The organism is Cellulomonas sp. JZ18, assembly GCF_009720485.1.
Lineage (GTDB): Bacteria > Actinomycetota > Actinomycetes > Actinomycetales > Cellulomonadaceae > Cellulomonas.
In genome coordinates this window covers 3,531,168-3,549,118 of sequence record NZ_CP045245.1, presented here as the reverse complement: position 1 = coordinate 3,549,118, position 17,951 = coordinate 3,531,168, and the positions used below count along the sequence as shown (strand labels likewise).

The following is a 17,951-nucleotide window of genomic DNA, read 5'->3' as shown; positions in this document are numbered from 1 at the left end:
CCCTCTCGCCCCACCCGTACGGCACGGAAGGCCGGTCAGATGTCAGCAGGGCGCAAGCTCGTCATCGTCGAGTCACCCGCGAAGGCGCGCACCATCGCCGGGTACCTCGGCGAGGGCTACGACGTCGAGGCGTCCGTCGGCCACATCCGGGACCTGCCGCAGCCGTCGGAGCTGCCGGCGGAGATGAAGAAGGGCCCGTACGGGAAGTTCGCGGTCGACGTCGAGCACGGGTTCCAGCCGTACTACGTCGTCGACGCGGACAAGAAGAAGAAGGTCGCCGAGCTCAAGAAGCTCCTCAAGGAGTCCGACGAGCTCTACCTCGCCACCGACGAGGACCGCGAGGGGGAGGCCATCGCCTGGCACCTGCTCGCGGAGCTCAAGCCCAAGGTGCCGGTCAAGCGGATGGTCTTCCACGAGATCACGCGCGAGGCGATCACGCGGGCCCTGCAGAACACGCGCGAGCTCGACGAGCGGCTCGTCGACGCGCAGGAGACGCGGCGCATCCTCGACCGGCTGTACGGGTACGAGGTCAGCCCGGTGCTGTGGCGCAAGGTCCGCCAGGGGCTGTCGGCCGGGCGCGTGCAGTCCGTCGCGACCCGGCTCGTGGTGGAGCGCGAGCGCGAGCGCATGGCGTTCGTCGCCGCCGACTACTGGGACGTCGTCGGGACGTTCGCCGTGCAGGACGCCGGCGAGCCGCGGTTCAGCGCGCGCCTGACGGGTGTCGGCGGGCAGCGCGTGGCCAGCGGGCGCGACTTCGACGACCGGGGGCAGCTGCGCACGCGGGACGCGGTCGCCCTCGACGAGGAGCGGGCGCACGCGCTCGTCGCCGGGCTCGCCGACGCGGACTTCACGGTCCGCTCGCTCGAGACCAAGCCGTACACGCGCCGCCCGGCCGCCCCGTTCACGACGTCGACGCTCCAGCAGGAGGCGTCCCGCAAGCTGCGGATGAGCTCGCGGCAGGCGATGCGCACGGCGCAGTCGCTGTACGAGAACGGCTACATCACCTACATGCGGACGGACTCGCCGACGCTGTCGACGCAGGCGGTGGACGCCGCGCGCCGGCAGGCCGCCGAGCTGTACGGCGCCGAGTACGTGCCGGACGCGCCGCGCGTGTACGCCTCCAAGGCGAAGGGCGCGCAGGAGGCGCACGAGGCCATCCGTCCTGCCGGCGACCACTTCCGCACCCCCGCGCAGGTGGCGCGCGAGCTCTCCGGTGACCAGTTCCGGCTGTACGAGCTGATCTGGAAGCGCACGGTCGCCTCGCAGATGGCGGACGCGCGCGGTCAGACGGCGTCGGTGCGCCTGGCCGCGACGGCGACGCCCGCGGGTGCCGAGCCGGTCGAGACCGTGTTCTCCGCGTCCGGCACCGTCATCACGTTCCGCGGGTTCCTCGCCGCGTACGAGGAGGGCCGCGACGTCGGCCGCTACGACGAGGCCGAGGCGTCCGAGGACGGCGCGCGCTCCGAGAAGGACGCCCGCCTGCCGCGCATGGCGGAGGGTGACCCGCTGACGGCGAGCGACCTCGCCGCCGACGGGCACCGCACGTCCCCGCCGCCGCGCTACACCGAGGCGTCGCTGGTCAAGGCGCTCGAGGAGCGCGGCATCGGCCGCCCGTCGACGTACGCCGCGACGATCGGCGTGATCCAGGACCGCGGGTACGTGACGAACCGCGGCCAGGCGCTCGTGCCGTCGTGGCTCGCGTTCGCGGTCACGCGCCTGCTTGAGGAGAACTTCGACCGGCTCGTGGACTACTCGTTCACGGCCGAGATGGAGGAGGACCTCGACGCGATCGCCGCCGGGCAGAAGGACCGCGTCGACTGGCTGACGGAGTTCTACTTCGGCGACCGCTCCGACTCCCCGGAGCGCGGCGGCCTGCGCGGCATCCTCGAGAACCTCGGCGACATCGACGCGCGCGACGTCAACTCCATCGACATCGGCGACGGCGTCGTCCTGCGCGTGGGCCGCTACGGCCCCTACCTCGAGGTGCCGGGCGAGGGGCCGGACGACGAGCCGCGGCGCGCGTCCGTCCCCGACGACCTCGCACCCGACGAGCTCACGCCGGCGAAGGCGCGCGAGCTGCTGGAGACGCAGCCCGACGGTGACAAGGTGCTGGGCACGGACCCGTCGACCGGCACGCAGATCGTCGCGCGCAACGGCCGCTACGGCCCGTACGTCACCGAGGTGCTGCCCGAGCCCGAGCTCGACCCGAACCTGTCGGCGGCCGCCCGCAAGAAGGCGCTCGCGGCGCAGCCGAAGCCGCGGACGGCGTCGCTGTTCAAGTCGATGTCGCTGGCCACGGTGACGCTCGAGGACGCGCTGAAGCTGATGTCGCTGCCGCGCGTGGTCGGCGTCGACCCGGAGTCGGGCGCCGAGATCACCGCGCAGAACGGCCGCTACGGGCCGTACCTGAAGAAGGGCACGGACTCGCGGACGCTCGCGTCGGAGGAGCAGCTCTTCACGGTCACGCTCGAGGAGGCGCTCGCGATCTACGCGCAGCCCAAGCGCGGCCGCGGCCAGACGGCGACGCCCCCGCTGCGCGAGCTCGGCACCGACCCGACGAGCGGCAAGCCGATCGTCGTGAAGGACGGCCGCTTCGGCGCGTACGTCACGGACGGCGAGACGAACCGCACGCTGCCCAAGGACGTGACGCCCGAGTCGATCACGCCCGAGCAGGCCGTCGAGCTGCTCGCGGAGAAGCGGGCGGCGGGGCCGGCGAAGAAGCGGGGCGCGGCGCGCAAGACGACGACCACCCGGAAGAAGGCGGCGGCGAAGGGCTGACGCCCGACGCCCGGTGCGGCGGCCGCGGCCCTCGTGGCCGCGGCCTCGCGGCCGGTCAGGACGCGCGCGGACCGGTCGAGCCGCGGGGGACCAGCCGGCAGTCCACCTGGTCGACGCCGCTGGCCGGCTCGCCCTCGATCGCCGCGAACAGCCGCGCGGCCGCGCGTCGTCCCAGCTCCTCGAGGTTCAGGTCGACGCTGGTCAGCGGGGGCCGGGCGTTGAGCGCGAGGACCTCCCAGTTGTCGTGGCCCGTGACCGCGACGTCCTCCGGGACGCGCCGGCCGGACTCGCGCAGCGCGTCGAGCACGCCGCGGGCGATCTGGTCGCTGCCGCACGCGATGGCGTCGAGGTCGGGGTGCTGCGCGAGCAGCAGCGCGGCGGCGGTGCGGCCCCACTCCTCGCTCCAGGTGCCGTACAGCGCCTGCCCGCCGACGAGCTGCAGCCCGGCGGACGTCAGCACGGCCGTCACGCCGGCGACGCGGTCGCGCGCGGCGCCGTAGGTCGGGTCGCCCGTCACGACGGCGATGCGCTCGCGCCCGCACGCGACGAGGTGCTCCGCCGCGAGCCGTCCGCCGCCGACGTTGTCGCTGACGATCGACATGTCCCGCGGGTCCTGGGACGGCGCGTACGCGTAGACGACGGGGACGGGCAGCGTCCCGAGGGACGGCCGCGGGTCGGGGCGTGCGCCCACGACGATGAGGCCGTCGACCCGCCGGCCCAGCAGGGCCTGCACGTGGTACTGCTCGCGCAGCGCGTCGCCGCGGGCGTCGGTGAGCATCACGGACATCTTGCCGGTGCCCGCCGCGTCCTCGGCGCCCATGAGCGTCGGGATGGAGAACCGGCCCTCGAGGTCGTGCGTGACGAGGCCGACCGTGCCGGAGCGTCCGCTCAGCAGGTGGCGGGCCAGCACGTTGGGCGAGAAGTTCAGCTGCTCGGCGGCGGACAGGACGCGCTCGCGCGTCTCGGCGCGGACCTGCTGCCGGCCGTTGAGCGCCTTGGAGGCGGTCCCGATGGAGACGCCGGCGAGCTTCGCCACGTCGGCGAGCGTGGTCGCGCGCCGACCGGTGGTCCCTGGCGTCGCCTGCATGTGCACCATCCTCGCGCCCTCGTCCGGGCCGCCCTGCCCGTGACCGCATCGTGATCGTAGCCGGAAAGGTTGCGCACCAGCAGTCCTTGACGCGTGCATCGACGCAGGTCTACCGTCCCGAAAAGGGTTTCCTTCCGATGCAGGAACGGCGACCTCCGGCGGTGCGGGCAGAACCGTCGGCGTGCTCCGGCACGGCACGGACACCACTTCAACGACGAAGTCCGAGGGAGTCTGAAGATGAAGCAGCGCCTGTCCCGGTCGCGGGCGAGCCGCGGTGCGGCCGTCCTGCTGGCCGCCGGCCTGGCCGTCACCGGCCTGGCCGCCTGCTCGGGGTCGGACGACGGCGGTGGCGGTGCCGCCGCCGAGGAGGTCGGGCCCGAGGGCGTCGACGACGGCACCACCCTCACGATGTGGACGCGCGCCCCGCTCGAGCGGCAGGCCCGTCAGCTCGTCGAGGCGTACAACGCGAGCCACGAGAACCAGGTCCAGCTCGAGATCGTCCCCAACGACGACATGGAGGGGAAGGTCGGCGGCGCGGCGACGAACGACGAGCTGCCCGACCTGCTCGCCGGGGACGTGGTCCGCCTGCCGTACTGGGTCGAGAACGGCCTGTTCACGGACATCAGCGAGAACATCGAGGGTCTCGAGTTCGCCGACGACATCTCCCAGGGCCACGTCGACGCGGGCACCAGCTCCGACGGCGCGCAGCACACCGTCCCGTTCGTCATCGACCTGTCCGTCATGGTGTGGAACAAGGCGCTGTACGCGGAGGCCGGGCTCGACCCCGAGCAGGGCCCGACGACGCTCGCCGAGTTCGAGGAGCACGCGAAGGCCGTCGCGGCGCTGGGCAGGCCCGGCGTCTCCGGGACGTACTTCGGCGGCAACTGCGGCGGCTGCGGCGTGTTCACGTGGTTCCCGTTCGTCTGGGCGTCCGGCGAGGAGGTGCTGTCCGAGGACGGCACCGAGTCGCTCATGGCGGGCGACGCCGCGCAGGAGGTCTACGCCACCTACGCCCGCCTGCAGGAGGCCGGTGCGATCGGTGCGGGCTCGCGCGAGGAGACCGGTGCGACCTGGACGGCGCCGTTCAGCAACGGCGAGGTCGGCGTCATGCAGTACCCGAACACGGCCGTGGCGGCCGCGATCGAGGCGGGCATCGACGTCGGCGTCACGCCGATCCCGGGCGTGGACGGCGGGCAGTCGACGTTCCTCGGCGGCGACGCGATGGGCATCTCGAAGGACTCGGAGAACGTCGCCCAGGCGTGGAACTTCCTCGCGTGGATGCTGTCCGACGAGACCCAGCTCGAGGTGATCGCCAAGGCCGGTGACGTGCCGGGCCGCATCTCGCTGCTCGAGAACGAGTACGCGTCCGCCGACCCGATCGCCCTGACGATGAACAAGGTCGTCGAGGAAGGTCGCACCCCCGTCGCCCCGTACTTCGCCGAGGCGTTCAACGCCTCGGGCAGCCCGTGGGTGACGCTCTTCCGGAACGCCGTCTTCGAGGGCTCCGACTCCGTGGCCGAGGACAACGCGGCCATCACCGAGATCCTCGCGCAGTAGCGCGGCGCAGCACCGCGCAGCAGGACCACGCCCGGCGACGCCCCGGCGGGGCGCCGTGACGACGCGGCGCCCCGCCCGGGCCCGGCCCGCAGGAGACCCCATGACCACCCTCGCCACACCCCGCCCGGGGTCGTCCGCCACGGCGGCGCCCGGTCCCGGGCCGCAGCGCCGTCGCCGCGACCGCCGGGCGCTCGCCGGCTGGGCGTACGCGAGCCCCACGGCCGCGCTCGTCCTCGTCTTCTTCGTCGTGCCGATCGGCCTCGTGCTGCTCATGTCCGGCTCCGACTGGAACCTGCTGGGCGGCAACCAGGGCACGAACTTCCCGGAGAACTTCACCGCGGTGCTCGAGCACCGCATGTTCTGGCCGGCCGTGGGCTTCACGCTGAAGTACACGGTGATCGCCACGCTCCTGCTCATCGCGCTCGGCCTCGGCCTCGCGATGCTCGTGCAGGAGTCCACGCGCTGGCGCGGCCTGCTGCGCACGGCGTTCCTGCTGCCGACCGCACTCGGCCTGGCGTCGGCGTCGCTGCTGTTCTACGCGCTGTACTCACCCCAGGTCGGGCCGGTGTCCGGGCTGCTGGACCGGCTCGGGTTCGCCGAGGGGCAGGTGTCGGTGCTCGGCAGCGCCGACGGCGCCCTGTGGGGGACGGTGCTGCTGGTCGTCTGGCGGTTCGCCGGCTTCTACATGCTGCTGCTGCTCGTGGGCCTGCAGGGCATCCCGCACGAGGTCTACGAGGCCGCGCGCATGGACGGCGCGAAGCCGTTCCAGGTGTTCACGCGCATCACGGTCCCGCTGCTGCGGCCGTCGCTCGCCCTGTCGACGATCATGTGCGTCACGGGCTCGCTGCTGGCGTTCGACCAGTTCTACATCCTGACGAAGGGCGGGCCGGACGGGTCGACGATGACCCTCGTCCAGCTGGTCTACAACCTCGCGTTCGAGTCGAAGCGCGACCTCGGCATGGCCGCCGCGCTGTCGGTGGTCGTGCTGCTGGCCCTCGTCGCCGTCAACGTCGTCCAGCTGCGGGCCCTGCGCGGCTCGTCGGCGGACTGAGGGGGCACCGTGCAGTCGTTCCGCGCGCTCTCGCGCACGCCGTTCTACGTCCTCACGGGCGGCCTCGCCGTCCTGTTCCTCTACCCGCTGATCTGGACCGCGATCAGCTCGGTGTCCCCGCAGCCCGGGTCCGCGCAGGTCGACGGCTTCGGGTTCGGCAACTACGCGACGCTCGCCACCTACCAGGCCGGCCTGCCGCACTACCTCGCCAACTCGCTCGTCATCTCCGCGGTCGCGGTCGTCCTGACGATCGTCGTCTCGACGCTCGGCGGCTACGCGTTCGCGCGGTTCCGGTTCCCCGGGAAGGACGCGCTGTTCCTGCTGACGCTGTCGATCCTCATGGTCCCGTACGCGACGCTGCTGATCCCGCTGATGATCTGGCTCAAGCAGCTCGGGCTGGGGAACTCGCTGGTGGGCGTCGGCATCGTCCTCGCGGTGTTCCAGCTGCCGTTCGCGATGTTCATGATGCGCATCTCGTTCGAGGCCGTCCCGAAGGAGATCGAGGAGGCCGCGCTCGTCGACGGGTGCGGCACGTTCACCGCGCTGCGCCGGATCCTGCTGTTCGCCGTCAAGCCCGGCCTCATCACCGTGGGCCTGTTCGCGTTCCTCGCCGCGTGGAACGACTTCATGGTCCCGCTGTTCCTCGTCGGCGGGGACGACCAGCCCCTGCCGCTCGCCCTGGTGAACCTGCGCCAGCAGGTCATGGGCGTCATCGACTACGGCGCGACGCAGGCGGGGGTCGTCGTCCTGACGATCCCGTGCGTCGTGCTGTTCCTCGCACTGCAACGGCACTACGTCAACGGCTTCATGTCCGGGGCCCTGAAGGGATGAGCACCATGGTGGGACGTCAGACGGCACCGATCGCCCCGGTGGCCCCGTCGACCGGTGCGCTGCGGCCCCTGGGCCTCGACGAGGTCCGGATCACCGGCGGGTTCTGGGGCGAGCGCCAGCACGTCAACGGCACGGCGTCGATCCCGCACTGCGACCACTGGGAGACGCGCGTCGGCTGGGTGGGCAACTTCCAGCGCGCGCTCGACGGGACGCTCGAGCACCGCACGGGCCGCGAGTTCGCCGACTCCGACGTGTACAAGATGATCGAGGCGATGGCGTGGGAGGTCGGCCGCACCGGCGACCCCGCGCTGGAGGCGCGCATCGCCGAGCTGACCGCGCTCATCGCGCAGGTGCAGGAGCCGGACGGGTACCTCAACACCCACTTCGGCCGACCGGGGCAGCCGCCGCGGTACTCGGACCTCGCGTGGGGCCACGAGCTGTACTGCGTGGGGCACCTGATCCAGGCCGCCGTCGCCCGGCTGCGCACCGGCCACGACGACGAGCTCGTGGCGGTCGCCCGGCGCGCGGCCGACCACGTGTGCGCCGAGTTCGGGCCCGACGGCCGCGACGGCGTGTGCGGGCACCCGGAGATCGAGGTCGCGCTCGTCGAGCTGGCGCGCGCGACGGGGGAGCGGCGCTACCTCGACCAGGCGCGGCTGTTCGTCGAGCGGCGCGGGCGCGGCACCCTGCCGGACATCGAGTTCGGGCGCGAGTACTACCAGGACGACGTCCCGGTGCGGGAGGCCACCGTGCTGCGGGGCCACGCCGTGCGCGCGCTGTACCTGGCCGCCGGGGCGCTGGACGTGGCCGTGGAGACGGGGGACGACGAGCTGTTCGCGGCCGTGGTGCGCCAGTACGAGCGCACGCTCGCGCGGCGGACCTACGTGACCGGCGGCATGGGCTCGCACCACCAGGACGAGGCGTTCGGCGAGGACTTCGAGCTGCCGCCCGACCGCGCGTACAGCGAGACCTGCGCGGGCGTCGCGTCCGTCATGGTCGCGTGGCGGCTCGCGCTCGCCACCGGCGACCTCGCGTGGGGCGACGTCGTCGAGCGCACGCTCTACAACGTCGTCGCGACGTCGCCCGCCGCCGACGGGCGCGCGTTCTTCTACACGAACCCGCTGCACAAGCGCGTGGCGGGCGAGGCGGCGGACCCCGACGAGGTGAGCGCGCGGGCCCTGTCACGGCTGCGGGCGCCGTGGTTCGAGGTGTCGTGCTGCCCGACCAACGTGGCGCGCACGTTCGCCACCCTCGGCGCGTACGTCGCGACGGTGAGCGACGACGGGCTGCAGGTCCACCAGTACGCGCCGTGCACCATCGACACCGCGCTCGGCGACGGGCGGCGGATCGGGGTGGAGGTGGCCACCGGCTACCCCGTCGAGGGGGACGTCGTCGTGCGCGTGACGACGGCGCCGGAGGGCGAGGCCGAGATCGCGCTGCGCGTGCCGGCGTGGGCCGTGGGGGCGGCGACGCTCGACGGGACGCGGGTGGACGGGCCGGTCGCCCGGGTGCGACGGACCTTCGCCGCCGGTGACGAGGTGCGTCTGACGCTGCCGGTCGGGCCGCGGGTCGTCGCCGCCGACGACCGCGTCGACGCCGTGCGCGGCACGGTCGCGGTGGAGCGCGGACCCGTCGTGCTCTGCGTCGAGTCGACCGACCTGCCCGAGGGCCTGCAGGTCGACGAGGTACGGATCGACCCCACGGCGCCCGTCGAGCCCGCCGGACCCGGTGCGGTCGCGCGCGGTGCCCGGGTCGCCGTCGTCGAGCGGCCGTGGCCGTACGACGACGCGTCGCCGGCACCCGCCGACGAGCCGCTCGACCTCGTGCTCACCCCGTACCACGACTGGGCGAACCGGGGGCCGAGCACGATGCGGGTCTGGCTGCCGACGACCTGAGGCGGCGCACGACGGCCGCGCGCACCGGGGGTCCGGGGTGCGCGGCCGTCGTCGCGCTCAGCCCCCGTGGGTGACCGCGACGTCGAGCACCCACGTCACGCCGAAGCGGTCGACGAGCATCCCGTACAGCGGCGCCCAGCCCGCCGGTGCGGGGTCCTGCACGACCGTCGCCCCCTCCGCGAGTGCGTGCCAGTAGCGCGTGACCTCGTCCGCGTCGTCGCCACGGACGGACACGAAGAAGGCGTTGGTGCCGCGCTCGTAGGGCAGCCGGCCCGGCACGTCGTACGCCATGACGTGGAAGCCGTCCGGCGAGACGACCTGCCCCCACATCACGTGGTCGGCCTCGGCGGGGTCCTGCACCGCGTGCGCGTCGGCGTACGTGACGACGGTGACGTCCCCGCCGAACACCTCCGCGTACAGCGCGAGGGCGGCGCGGGCGTCGCCGCGGAAGTTCAGGTGCGTGGTCGTGGTGACGGACATGGGTGTCTCCTCGGGGTCGGACGGCCGTGGCCGTCGGGGTCGGTGCGACCGTAGGGACGATCGGTGCCAGTTCCTGGCCGCGATGGCGCGCAGACTGGTCCCCATGGCAGTGACGAGCTCACGGACGCTGCGCCTGCTGTCGCTGCTCCAGCAGCGGCGGCACTGGTCGGGAGGGGACCTCGCCGACCGGCTCGGCGTCTCCCTGCGCACGCTGCGCCGCGACGTCGACCGGCTGCGCGAGCTCGGCTACCCGGTCGAGGCGCGGCCGGGCGTCGCGGGCGGGTACGCGCTCGCCCCGGGTGCCGCGCTGCCGCCGCTCGTGCTGGACGACGAGGAGGCGGTCGCGCTCGCGGTCGGGCTCGGTGCGGCCGCGTCCACGGGGGTGACGGACCTCGCGGAGCCGTCCGTGCGCGCGCTCGCGAAGGTCGTGCCCGTGATGCCGGCCCGGCTGCGACGGCGGGTCGACGCGCTGCGGTCCGTCACGGTGCCCGGGACGTGGGGCGCCGGTCCTGGCGGCGCGGGTGCGACCGCGGACGTGCTCACGGCCGTCGCCCTGGCCTGCCGCGACGGCGAGCGGCTCGCGTTCGCGTACACCGCCGCGGACGGCGCCCGCACCGACCGCACGGTCGACCCGTACCGGCTCGTGCCGCTCGGCTCCGCCTGGTACCTCGTCGCCTGGGACGTGGACCGCACCGACTGGCGCGTGTTCCGCCTCGACCGCCTGGACGTCCCGCGCGGGACCGGGCGCCCGTTCGCGCCGCGTCCGCTGCCCGCCGACGACGTCGCCGCCTGGGTGCGCGAACGCGTCAGCGGCGGTCCTGAGCGCCGACGGGTGGAGGCGGTGGTGGACGCGCCCGCGTCCGTGGTGCGCCGGCGCGTCCCGTGGTGGCTGTCGGCCGAGGACGAGCCCGACGGGCGCTGCCGCGTCCGCCTCGACGTCGACGACCTGCTGTGGGCGGTGACCGCGCTCGGGCTGGTCGGCACGGGGTTCACGGTCGTCTCGCCGCCCGAGCTGGTGACGACGCTGGAGCAGGTGGCGGGCCGTCTCGCGGCGGCGGCACGGGCGGGCGCGGCGACGGGCGGTGATCGTGACGTATGAGGGGGGCGACGACGCGTCGGCGTGGGAGGACGTCCTCGCCGGGGCGCGCCACGTGCACCGCGTCGCACTCGAGCGCGCGGTCCGACGGGCGGGACGAGGTGACGGCGACCCCGTGATCGCACGCGCCCCACGCGCGTCGGAGCGTCTGATCACGAGGTCACCGGAGGGCACGTCCCGACCGACGAGACGCGGATGACGACGACCCCGTGATCGCACGCGCCTCACGCGCGTCGGAGCGTGCGATCACGGGGTCACCGCAGGCGCGTCCCGACGGACGAGACGGTGCGGCTGTCGTGGGGGGAGCGGCAGCGCCGGCGCCCCGGCAGGCGCGGTGACCCGCCCACAGGCCGTCGCGCACGGTCGGCGTCCCCGTGTCGCCGCGGTGTCCGTCGACGGTGGGGTCCCGGCGTGCTGGGGTCCCCCCGTGCGTCCACCCACGCCCCTGCCCGCTGCGCTCCTCGGCCTCGCCCGGCGTCAGGAGGGTCTGCTGTCGGCTGCGCAGTGCGACGCGGCGGGCGTCGGGTCCGACCGGCGTCGCCGCCTGCGCCGCGCCGGTGTGCTGGTACAGGTCCTCCGCGGGGTCGACGACGCGGCCACCGCCCTCGCCGGCGCCCCGTTCCCCGCTCTCGAGCGCGGTCCCGCGCACGGGCGTCGGCGCGCCGCCTGGCTCGCGCTGCTCGCGGTCGGGGTCGAGCGCGCGGTCGCCGTGGGGCAGTGCGCGCTCGCGCTGTACGACGTCGAGGGCCTGCCCGCGCAGGTCCGACCGGAGGTCGCGCTCCCCGGGGCCAGCACCGTCGGCCCCGTGGCGGCGTGGTCGTCCGCGCCGGGGAGCCCGGTGAGAGCCCGTGGCAGCGGGCCGGCGCGCACCTCGTCGCCCCGACCGTGGCGCTGGCGCAGGCGGTCTGCGAGCTGCCCCGGGACCACGCGGTCGCCGTGCTCGACTCCGCGCTGCACCGCCGGCTGGTGCGCGAGGACGAGCTCGCCGCCGTCCGCGCGGCGGTGCGGGGGCGTCGCGGGGCCGCGCGCACGGCGGCGTGGTGGGACCTCGCGGACGGGCGGGCGCAGTCGCCGCTGGAGACGTGGGCTCGGCTGCAGTGCCGCGACGCGGGCGTGCCGCCCCACGACCTGCAGGTCGCGGTGCGGGACGGGGCAGGCGACGTGGTGGCGCACGGCGACCTCGGCTGGCACCTCCGGGACGGCCGGCTGCTCGTGGTGGAGGTCGACGGCGCCGGCCCGCACGGCACGCCCGCCGCCGTCTTCGAGGACCGCCGCCGCCAGAACCGCATCGCGACGACGGGTGCGCTGCTGCTCAGGTTCACGGCGCCCGACGTGCGCGCCGGACGGGTGGCGACGGAGGTGCGTCGGCTGCTGACGTGACACGTGCGGCCGACGTGACGCGGGCATCGGGCGCCGTCGCGACGTCCGCATGGCGGGCACCGGCGCGGGCGACCCCGTTATCGCACGCGCGAACACGCTCGGTGCGCGTCCGACGACGGGCTCACCGCGCGCCCGTCCCGGGCTACGAGATGGGGGTCTGCGGCCGGAGTGCGTCCGCTCGCGGGCTGCGTCTGCGTCACGGTGTTCGCAGGGTGGGCACTGGCGCGGGTGGCCCCGTGATCGCACGCGCGACCGCGTTCGGAACGCGTCCGATGACGGGGTCACCGCGCCGCCGTCGTGGGGGAGGGACGACGCGTGGTCGTGACGCGTCGCCACCGCGCGGGGGCGGTGCGCCGCCCGGTGGCGGTGCGATCGGGCGGCCCGTCGGTGCGGCCGGCAGGCGACCACGATGCGGGCGGCGGTGACCGGTGGCCGTCACCCGGACGGGTCCGCGTCCCGGCCGCTAGGTTGGCGCCATGGCTCGCACCGAGGACCCTCGTACCGCACCGCCGATCCGCTGGGGCATCCTCGGCGCCGGCAACATCGCCTCCACGTTCGTGCACTCCGTGCGCGAGTTCACGCGCGCGCAGGTCGTCGCCGTGGGCTCGCGGCACCGCGACCGCGCCGAGCGCTTCGCGACGGCCCACGGGGTCCCGACGACGCACGTCGGGTACCGCGAGCTCGTCGAGGACAGGCAGGTCGACGCCGTCTACGTCGCGACCCCGCACTCCGAGCACCGCGAGCACGCCCTGCTGGCGATCAAGGCCGGCAAGCACGTGCTCGTCGAGAAGTCCTTCACGCGCAACGCCGCCGAGGCGGAGGAGGTCTTCGCCGCCGCGCAGGCCGCGGGCGTGTTCGTGATGGAGGCGATGTGGACGCGCTTCCTCCCGCACGTGTACGCGCTGCACCAGGTCATCGAGGCCGGCGAGATCGGCGACATCGTCAACATCCGCGCCGACCACGGGCAGTTCTTCCCGTTCGACGCCGGCAGCCGGCTCTACGCGCCGGACCTCGCGGGCGGTGCGCTGCTCGACCTCGGCGTGTACCCGGTCTCCTGGGCGCACGACTTCCTCGGTGTGCCGACCGGCGTGCACGCGTTCGGGCAGCTGACCTCGACGGGCGTCGACGGGCAGATCTCCATGGTGCTCGAGTACGGCGACCAGGTGCAGGCCACGCTCAACACGACGCTGTGGGCCAAGACCCCCACGACGTCCTCGATCTCCGGTACCGAGGGGTACATCCGCGTGGCGGGCAGCTTCTACGGGCCGACGTCGTTCCGGCTGGCGCGTCGCGACGGGCGCGAGTGGACGTTCGAGCAGCCGTACGCGCGCGGGCTGCAGTACGAGGCCGCCGAGGTCGCCCGTCGTGTCGCGGCCGGTGACACGGAGAGCCCGCGGATGTCCTGGCAGGGCACGCTCGACGTCATGCGGACGATGGACGAGGTCCGCCGTCAGGTCGGCGTCGCCTACCCCGGCGAGACGTCCGCCTGAGGCGTCCTCCACACCGCAGCGCCCGCCCGCCCCGGCACCCCTGACGGTGCCGGGGCGGCGGTGCGTCCGGCGGCGGTGCGTCCGGCCGCGGTGCACGCCCTGCACGGCGGGACCGGGACGCGTCGTCCCCGACCGCTGGTCGGCGTCGGGGAGAGGCCGCCCGCCGGCGGGAGTGTCCGGGGCGGGCAGTAGCCTGACGCGGTGACCCCCCAGCCCCCGCCGGCGACCCCGCCGGCGTGTTCGTCTCGTTCGAGGGCGGCGACGGTGCCGGCAAGTCCACGCAGGTCGCGCTGCTCGGGCACCACCTCGCCGAGCTGGGGCGCGAGGTCGTCGTGACGCGCGAGCCGGGCGGGACGCCGCTGGGCCGCGAGCTGCGCCAGGCGGTGCTGCACGGCGAGGACCTCGACCCGCGCACCGAGGCGCTGCTGTACGCGAGCGACCGCGCGCACCACGTCGCGAGCCTCGTGCGCCCGGCGCTCGAGCGCGGCGCCGTCGTGCTGACGGACCGGTACCTCGACTCCTCCGTGGCGTACCAGGGCAGCGGCCGCGGGCTCGGCGCGGACGAGGTGGAGCAGCTCTCGCTGTGGGCCACGTACGGGCTGCTGCCGCACCTGACGGTCCTGCTCGACCTCGACCCCGCGGTCGGCCTCGCGCGGCTGACCGGGGACCCGGACCGCCTCGAGTCCGCCGGCGACGAGTTCCACCGGCGCACGCGGCAGGCCTTCCTCGACCGTGCGGCGGCCGACCCGGCACGCTGGCTCGTCCTCGACGCCACGCAGCCCGCCGACGTGCTCGCCGCGGCCGTGCGCGAGCGCCTGGCCCCGCTGCTGGGCGGCACCGCGACGCAGCCGACGGCGGCAGGGCCGGACGGCCCGGTGCCGGCGGGTGCCCGCGCCGCCTCCGCGCCCGCCGCAGGACCCCCGTGGCGGGAGGTGCCGCGACGTGAGCGTCTGGGACGACCTGGTCGGGCAGGAGCCGGCCGTCGCGGTGCTGCGGCACGCGGTGGAGGACCCGTCCGCGATGACGCACGCCTGGCTGCTCACCGGCCCGCCCGGGTCCGGCCGCTCCAACGCGGCACGTGCGTTCGCCGCCGCGCTCCAGTGCGACACCGGTGGGTGCGGGACGTGCCACGCGTGCACCACCGTGCTGGGCGGCACCCACCCCGACGTGACGCTGGTGGCGACGGAGGGCGTGTTCATCCGCGTCGACGCGACGCGGCCGCTGGTCGAGCTCGCGCAGCGGGCCCCGTCGCAGGGGCGCTGGCGCGTGATCGTGGTGGAGGACGCCGACCGGTTCAACGAGCAGAGCGCGAACGTGCTGCTCAAGGCCGTGGAGGAGCCGCCCGAGCGCACGGTGTGGCTGCTGTGCGCGCCGAGCCCCGAGGACGTGCTCGTGACGATCCGCAGCCGCAGCCGCTCCGTCGCGCTGCGGGTGCCGCCCGTCGACGCGGTCGCCGAGCTGCTCGTGCGCCGGGACGGCGTCGACCCGCGGACCGCCGTCGTCGCGGCGCGCGCCGCGCAGAGCCACGTCGGCATCGCCCGCCGGCTCGCCCGGGACCCGCAGGCGCGCGAGCGGCGCGCCGCCGTGCTCGGCATCGCGACGCGCGTGCGGGGCGTCGGGGACGCGGTGCTCGCCGCGGGCGAGCTCGTCGAGACCGCGCAGGCGGACGCCAGGGCGGCGACCGAGGAGCGCGACGTCGCCGAGAAGAACGCACTGCTGCGCTCGCTCGGCGCGGAGGGTGCGACGACCGTGCCGCCCGCCCTGCGGGCGCAGGTCAAGGCCCTGGAGGAGGAGCAGAAGCGCCGCGCGACGCGCGCCCAGCGCGACGTGCTGGACCGGGCGATGGTCGACCTGCTCTCGCTGTACCGGGACGTCCTCGTCGTGCAGCTCGGCGCCGGGGTCGAGCTGGTCAACGTCGAGCAGGAGGACGCCGTGCGCGCGCTCGCGGCGGGCTCCACGCCGGAGCAGACGCTGCGCCGCATGGACGCGGTCGGGCAGGCGCGGACCCGGCTGGCGGGGAACGTCGCGCCGCTGCTCGCGGTCGAGGCCATGGCGATCGCGCTGCGGCCGCAGGGCTGACGCGCCGACGTCCCCCGCAGGGACGGCGGACGTCCCGTGACGGCGTCGCGCAGGGCTCGTGCGGACGGGCGACGGGGCCGCCGGCGACGTCGGTGCCGCGGGATACCGTAGGCGCATGCCGACGCCCCCCGCCCTGCGCCGGTGCGCCCTCGTCGTCCTGGTCGTCCTCGCGCTCGCCGCGTGCAGCCCGGCGCCCCGGCACCAGGCCACCGCGCCCACGTCCGGCGGCGCCACCGCCGGTGCGGACGTCGACCCCGCGCTCGCGCCGTTCTACGAGCAGGAGCTCGAGTGGGCGGCGTGCGGTGCGCATCAGTGCGCGGAGGCGACCGTTCCGCTCGACTGGTCGCAGCCGGAGGGCGAGACGATCACGGTCGCGCTGCGGCGCGTCCCCTCGACCTCGGGCGACCCGGTCGGGTCGCTCCTGCTGAACCCGGGCGGCCCGGGGCACTCGGGCATCGACTACCTGCCCGCCTTCCAGCAGATGGTGAGCGCGAAGGTGCGGGCCGCGTACGACCTGGTCGCGTTCGACCCGCGGGGCGTGCAGGCCTCGTCGCCGGTCACCTGCGTCGAGCCGGCGGAGCTCGACGCGATGACGGCCTGGGTGCCCGACTTCAGCACCGACGCGGGCATCGCGGAGGCGGTCGAGCGCAACGCGGAGTTCGGCCGGGCCTGCCTCGAGCGGACCGGACCGCTGCTGGGGCACGTGGACACCGCGAGCGCGGCGCGCGACATGGACGTCCTGCGGGCCGCGCTCGGTGACGACGCCCTCAGCTACCTCGGGTACTCGTACGGCACGGACCTCGGCGCGACGTACGCGGCGCTGTTCCCCGAGCGCGTGGGCCGCCTCGTGCTCGACGGCGCGATGGACCCGACGCTCGACTCCGGCGAGGTCGCCGCGGGGCAGGCCGCGGGGTTCGAGAACGCGCTGCGCGCGTACGTGGCCGACTGCCAGGCCGCCTCCGGGTGCCCGCTGCGCGGCGACGTCGACGACGGCATGGCCCAGATCGGCGCGCTGTTCGACCGGATCCGGGCGAACCCGCTGCGGACGCAGACCGACCGCGAGCTCACGGTCTCGCTCGCGTTCGCCGGGGTCGCGACGCCCCTGTACGCGCAGCAGTCGTGGCCGGCGCTCACGCAGGCGCTGACGGCGGCGTTCGCGGGCGACGGCTCGCCCCTGCTGCAGCTCGCCGACCAGTACTACGGCCGCCAGCCGGACGGCACGTACGTGTCGAACCAGAACGAGGCGTTCACGGCGATCCTCTGCCTCGACGACCGCGCCCCCGCGGAGCCGGAGGCCATGCGCGCGGAGGCGGCCGAGATCGCCGCCGTCGCGCCGACCGTGGGGCAGTTCTTCTCCTACGGCGGCGCGGGCTGCGCGCAGTGGCCGGTGCCGGAGGTCGGGGCGCTGGACTCGTACGCCGCCGAGGGAGCGGCGCCGATCCTCGTCGTCGGCACGACGAACGACCCGGCGACGCCGTACGCGTGGTCGCAGGCGCTCGCGGAGCAGCTCTCGTCCGCCGTCCTGCTCACGTACGAGGGCGAGGGGCACACCGCCTACGGCCGCGGCAGCTCCTGCGTGCAGGAGACGGTGGACGCCTACCTGCTGACCGGGGCGGTCCCCGAGGAGGGTGCGCGCTGCTGACCCGCGGGGTGGCGCGCACCACCCGCCGCTGACTTTGGAGTCGGGCGCGGCGCCGGGTACAGTGGGCGCGCTCGCCGTTGCGGCGCGGCCTTCGGGTCGGCCGTCACGACAGCGCCGCCTTAGCTCAGTCGGCAGAGCGTCTCACTCGTAATGAGAAGGTCTGGGGTTCGATTCCCCAAGGCGGCTCGCACACGAAGGCCCCGCACCGGTCACCCGGGCGGGGCCTTCGGCGTCGTGGGCGCCACCATGCTGTCGTCGCCCTCGACGCTTGGGGACGACCGCCTCCACGCCGCAGCACGGCGGCGACACGTGGCGTCGCCCGCCGTGCACCGGCCCTTCGGGGCAGCGCGAGCGGCCGTCCTCGCGTGCCCGCAATTCTCGGGACATGTCAACCCCTGTGCCCCGGCCGGCAGAATGCCGAATCGTTTCAGCAAATGTCACCATCGACGCCGCATCGTCGCCCTGATAGCGTCGCAGCGAGCCCACTTACTCGATTAAGTGGCCTCTTCAACCGCCTGCAGGGGAGATGAATGATGCGATCCTTCCGAGCGTCGAGGCTTCGAGCGGTGGCCGCCGTGGCCGGCG

At 74.8% G+C, this 17,951-nt stretch carries 12 protein-coding genes, 1 tRNA gene and 1 pseudogene; 12 read left to right on the top strand and 2 right to left on the bottom strand.

Annotated features, from left to right (window positions below; genetic code table 11):
* The first annotated feature begins 39 nt into the window (after positions 1 to 39).
* Positions 40 to 2,778, top strand: a complete 2,739-nt coding sequence (gene topA / locus GC089_RS15975) for a type I DNA topoisomerase (protein WP_155378467.1) — start codon at positions 40 to 42, stop codon at positions 2,776 to 2,778.
* 55 nt (positions 2,779 to 2,833) lie between these two features.
* On the opposite strand, the gene GC089_RS15970 is transcribed toward topA, so the two are convergent.
* Complete coding sequence (locus GC089_RS15970) at positions 2,834 to 3,865, bottom strand: LacI family DNA-binding transcriptional regulator (protein WP_155378466.1); 1,032 nt, start codon at positions 3,863 to 3,865, stop codon at positions 2,834 to 2,836.
* A 237-nt stretch (positions 3,866 to 4,102) separates the two neighbouring features.
* On the opposite strand from GC089_RS15970, the gene GC089_RS15965 reads away from it, so the two are divergent.
* The 4 genes from GC089_RS15965 to GC089_RS15950 all read left to right on the top strand — a co-directional run bounded on the left by GC089_RS15965 (position 4,103) and on the right by GC089_RS15950 (position 9,199).
* Positions 4,103 to 5,422 carry an ABC transporter substrate-binding protein gene (locus tag GC089_RS15965; protein WP_155378465.1) on the top strand — a complete coding sequence of 440 codons (1,320 nt, stop codon included), beginning with the start codon at positions 4,103 to 4,105 and terminating at the stop codon, positions 5,420 to 5,422.
* A 100-nt stretch (positions 5,423 to 5,522) separates the two neighbouring features.
* Complete coding sequence (locus GC089_RS15960; protein ID WP_155378464.1) at positions 5,523 to 6,473, top strand: carbohydrate ABC transporter permease; 951 nt, start codon at positions 5,523 to 5,525, stop codon at positions 6,471 to 6,473.
* A gap of 9 nt (positions 6,474 to 6,482) precedes the next feature.
* Positions 6,483 to 7,304, top strand: a complete 822-nt coding sequence (locus GC089_RS15955; RefSeq protein WP_155378463.1) for a carbohydrate ABC transporter permease — start codon at positions 6,483 to 6,485, stop codon at positions 7,302 to 7,304.
* Positions 7,301 to 9,199 carry a glycoside hydrolase family 127 protein gene (locus tag GC089_RS15950; protein ID WP_155378462.1) on the top strand — a complete coding sequence of 633 codons (1,899 nt, stop codon included), beginning with the start codon at positions 7,301 to 7,303 and terminating at the stop codon, positions 9,197 to 9,199. The genes GC089_RS15955 and GC089_RS15950 overlap by 4 nt, the downstream gene beginning before the upstream one ends.
* A 57-nt stretch (positions 9,200 to 9,256) precedes the next feature.
* Here GC089_RS15950 and GC089_RS15945 read toward each other — a convergent pair whose 3' ends face one another.
* Positions 9,257 to 9,679: a VOC family protein gene (locus tag GC089_RS15945; RefSeq protein WP_155378461.1), complete on the bottom strand. Its 423-nt coding sequence runs from the start codon at positions 9,677 to 9,679 to the stop codon at positions 9,257 to 9,259.
* 103 nt (positions 9,680 to 9,782) lie between these two features.
* On the opposite strand from GC089_RS15945, the gene GC089_RS15940 reads away from it, so the two are divergent.
* The 7 genes and pseudogenes from GC089_RS15940 (at position 9,783) to GC089_RS15910 (ending at position 17,552) form a co-directional block, all read left to right on the top strand.
* Positions 9,783 to 10,778 carry a YafY family protein gene (locus tag GC089_RS15940; RefSeq protein WP_155378460.1) on the top strand — a complete coding sequence of 332 codons (996 nt, stop codon included), beginning with the start codon at positions 9,783 to 9,785 and terminating at the stop codon, positions 10,776 to 10,778.
* Positions 10,779 to 11,588: 810 nt separating this feature from the next.
* Positions 11,589 to 12,155, top strand: coding sequence for a hypothetical protein (locus GC089_RS15935; protein ID WP_155378459.1), 567 nt, complete (start codon positions 11,589 to 11,591; stop codon positions 12,153 to 12,155).
* 476 nt (positions 12,156 to 12,631) lie between these two features.
* Positions 12,632 to 13,645 (top strand): Gfo/Idh/MocA family protein, encoded by a 1,014-nt coding sequence (locus tag GC089_RS15930; protein ID WP_155378458.1) that lies wholly within the window; start codon positions 12,632 to 12,634, stop codon positions 13,643 to 13,645.
* A 236-nt stretch (positions 13,646 to 13,881) separates the two neighbouring features.
* Positions 13,882 to 14,487, top strand: a pseudogene (gene tmk, locus GC089_RS15925) (dTMP kinase); the annotation flags it as partial.
* Positions 14,488 to 14,587: 100 nt separating this feature from the next.
* Positions 14,588 to 15,724 (top strand): DNA polymerase III subunit delta', encoded by a 1,137-nt coding sequence (locus tag GC089_RS15920; RefSeq protein ID WP_155378457.1) that lies wholly within the window; start codon positions 14,588 to 14,590, stop codon positions 15,722 to 15,724.
* Positions 15,725 to 15,839: 115 nt separating this feature from the next.
* Positions 15,840 to 17,366, top strand: coding sequence for an alpha/beta hydrolase (locus tag GC089_RS15915; RefSeq protein ID WP_155378456.1), 1,527 nt, complete (start codon positions 15,840 to 15,842; stop codon positions 17,364 to 17,366).
* Positions 17,367 to 17,479: 113 nt separating this feature from the next.
* Positions 17,480 to 17,552, top strand: a tRNA-Thr gene (locus GC089_RS15910).
* Positions 17,553 to 17,951 lie beyond the last annotated feature (399 nt).

Excerpts from the sequence above, each read along its gene's own strand:
- topA (WP_155378467.1), top strand. The coding sequence starts at position 40 with ATGTCAGCAGGGCGCAAGCTCGTCATCGTCGAGTCACCCGCGAAGGCG.
- GC089_RS15970 (WP_155378466.1), bottom strand. The coding sequence starts at position 3,865 with ATGCAGGCGACGCCAGGGACCACCGGTCGGCGCGCGACCACGCTCGCC.
- GC089_RS15965 (WP_155378465.1), top strand. The coding sequence starts at position 4,103 with ATGAAGCAGCGCCTGTCCCGGTCGCGGGCGAGCCGCGGTGCGGCCGTC.
- GC089_RS15960 (WP_155378464.1), top strand. The coding sequence starts at position 5,523 with ATGACCACCCTCGCCACACCCCGCCCGGGGTCGTCCGCCACGGCGGCG.
- GC089_RS15950 (WP_155378462.1), top strand. The coding sequence starts at position 7,301 with ATGAGCACCATGGTGGGACGTCAGACGGCACCGATCGCCCCGGTGGCC.
- GC089_RS15945 (WP_155378461.1), bottom strand. The coding sequence starts at position 9,679 with ATGTCCGTCACCACGACCACGCACCTGAACTTCCGCGGCGACGCCCGC.
- GC089_RS15940 (WP_155378460.1), top strand. The coding sequence starts at position 9,783 with ATGGCAGTGACGAGCTCACGGACGCTGCGCCTGCTGTCGCTGCTCCAG.
- GC089_RS15930 (WP_155378458.1), top strand. The coding sequence starts at position 12,632 with ATGGCTCGCACCGAGGACCCTCGTACCGCACCGCCGATCCGCTGGGGC.
- GC089_RS15915 (WP_155378456.1), top strand. The coding sequence starts at position 15,840 with ATGCCGACGCCCCCCGCCCTGCGCCGGTGCGCCCTCGTCGTCCTGGTC.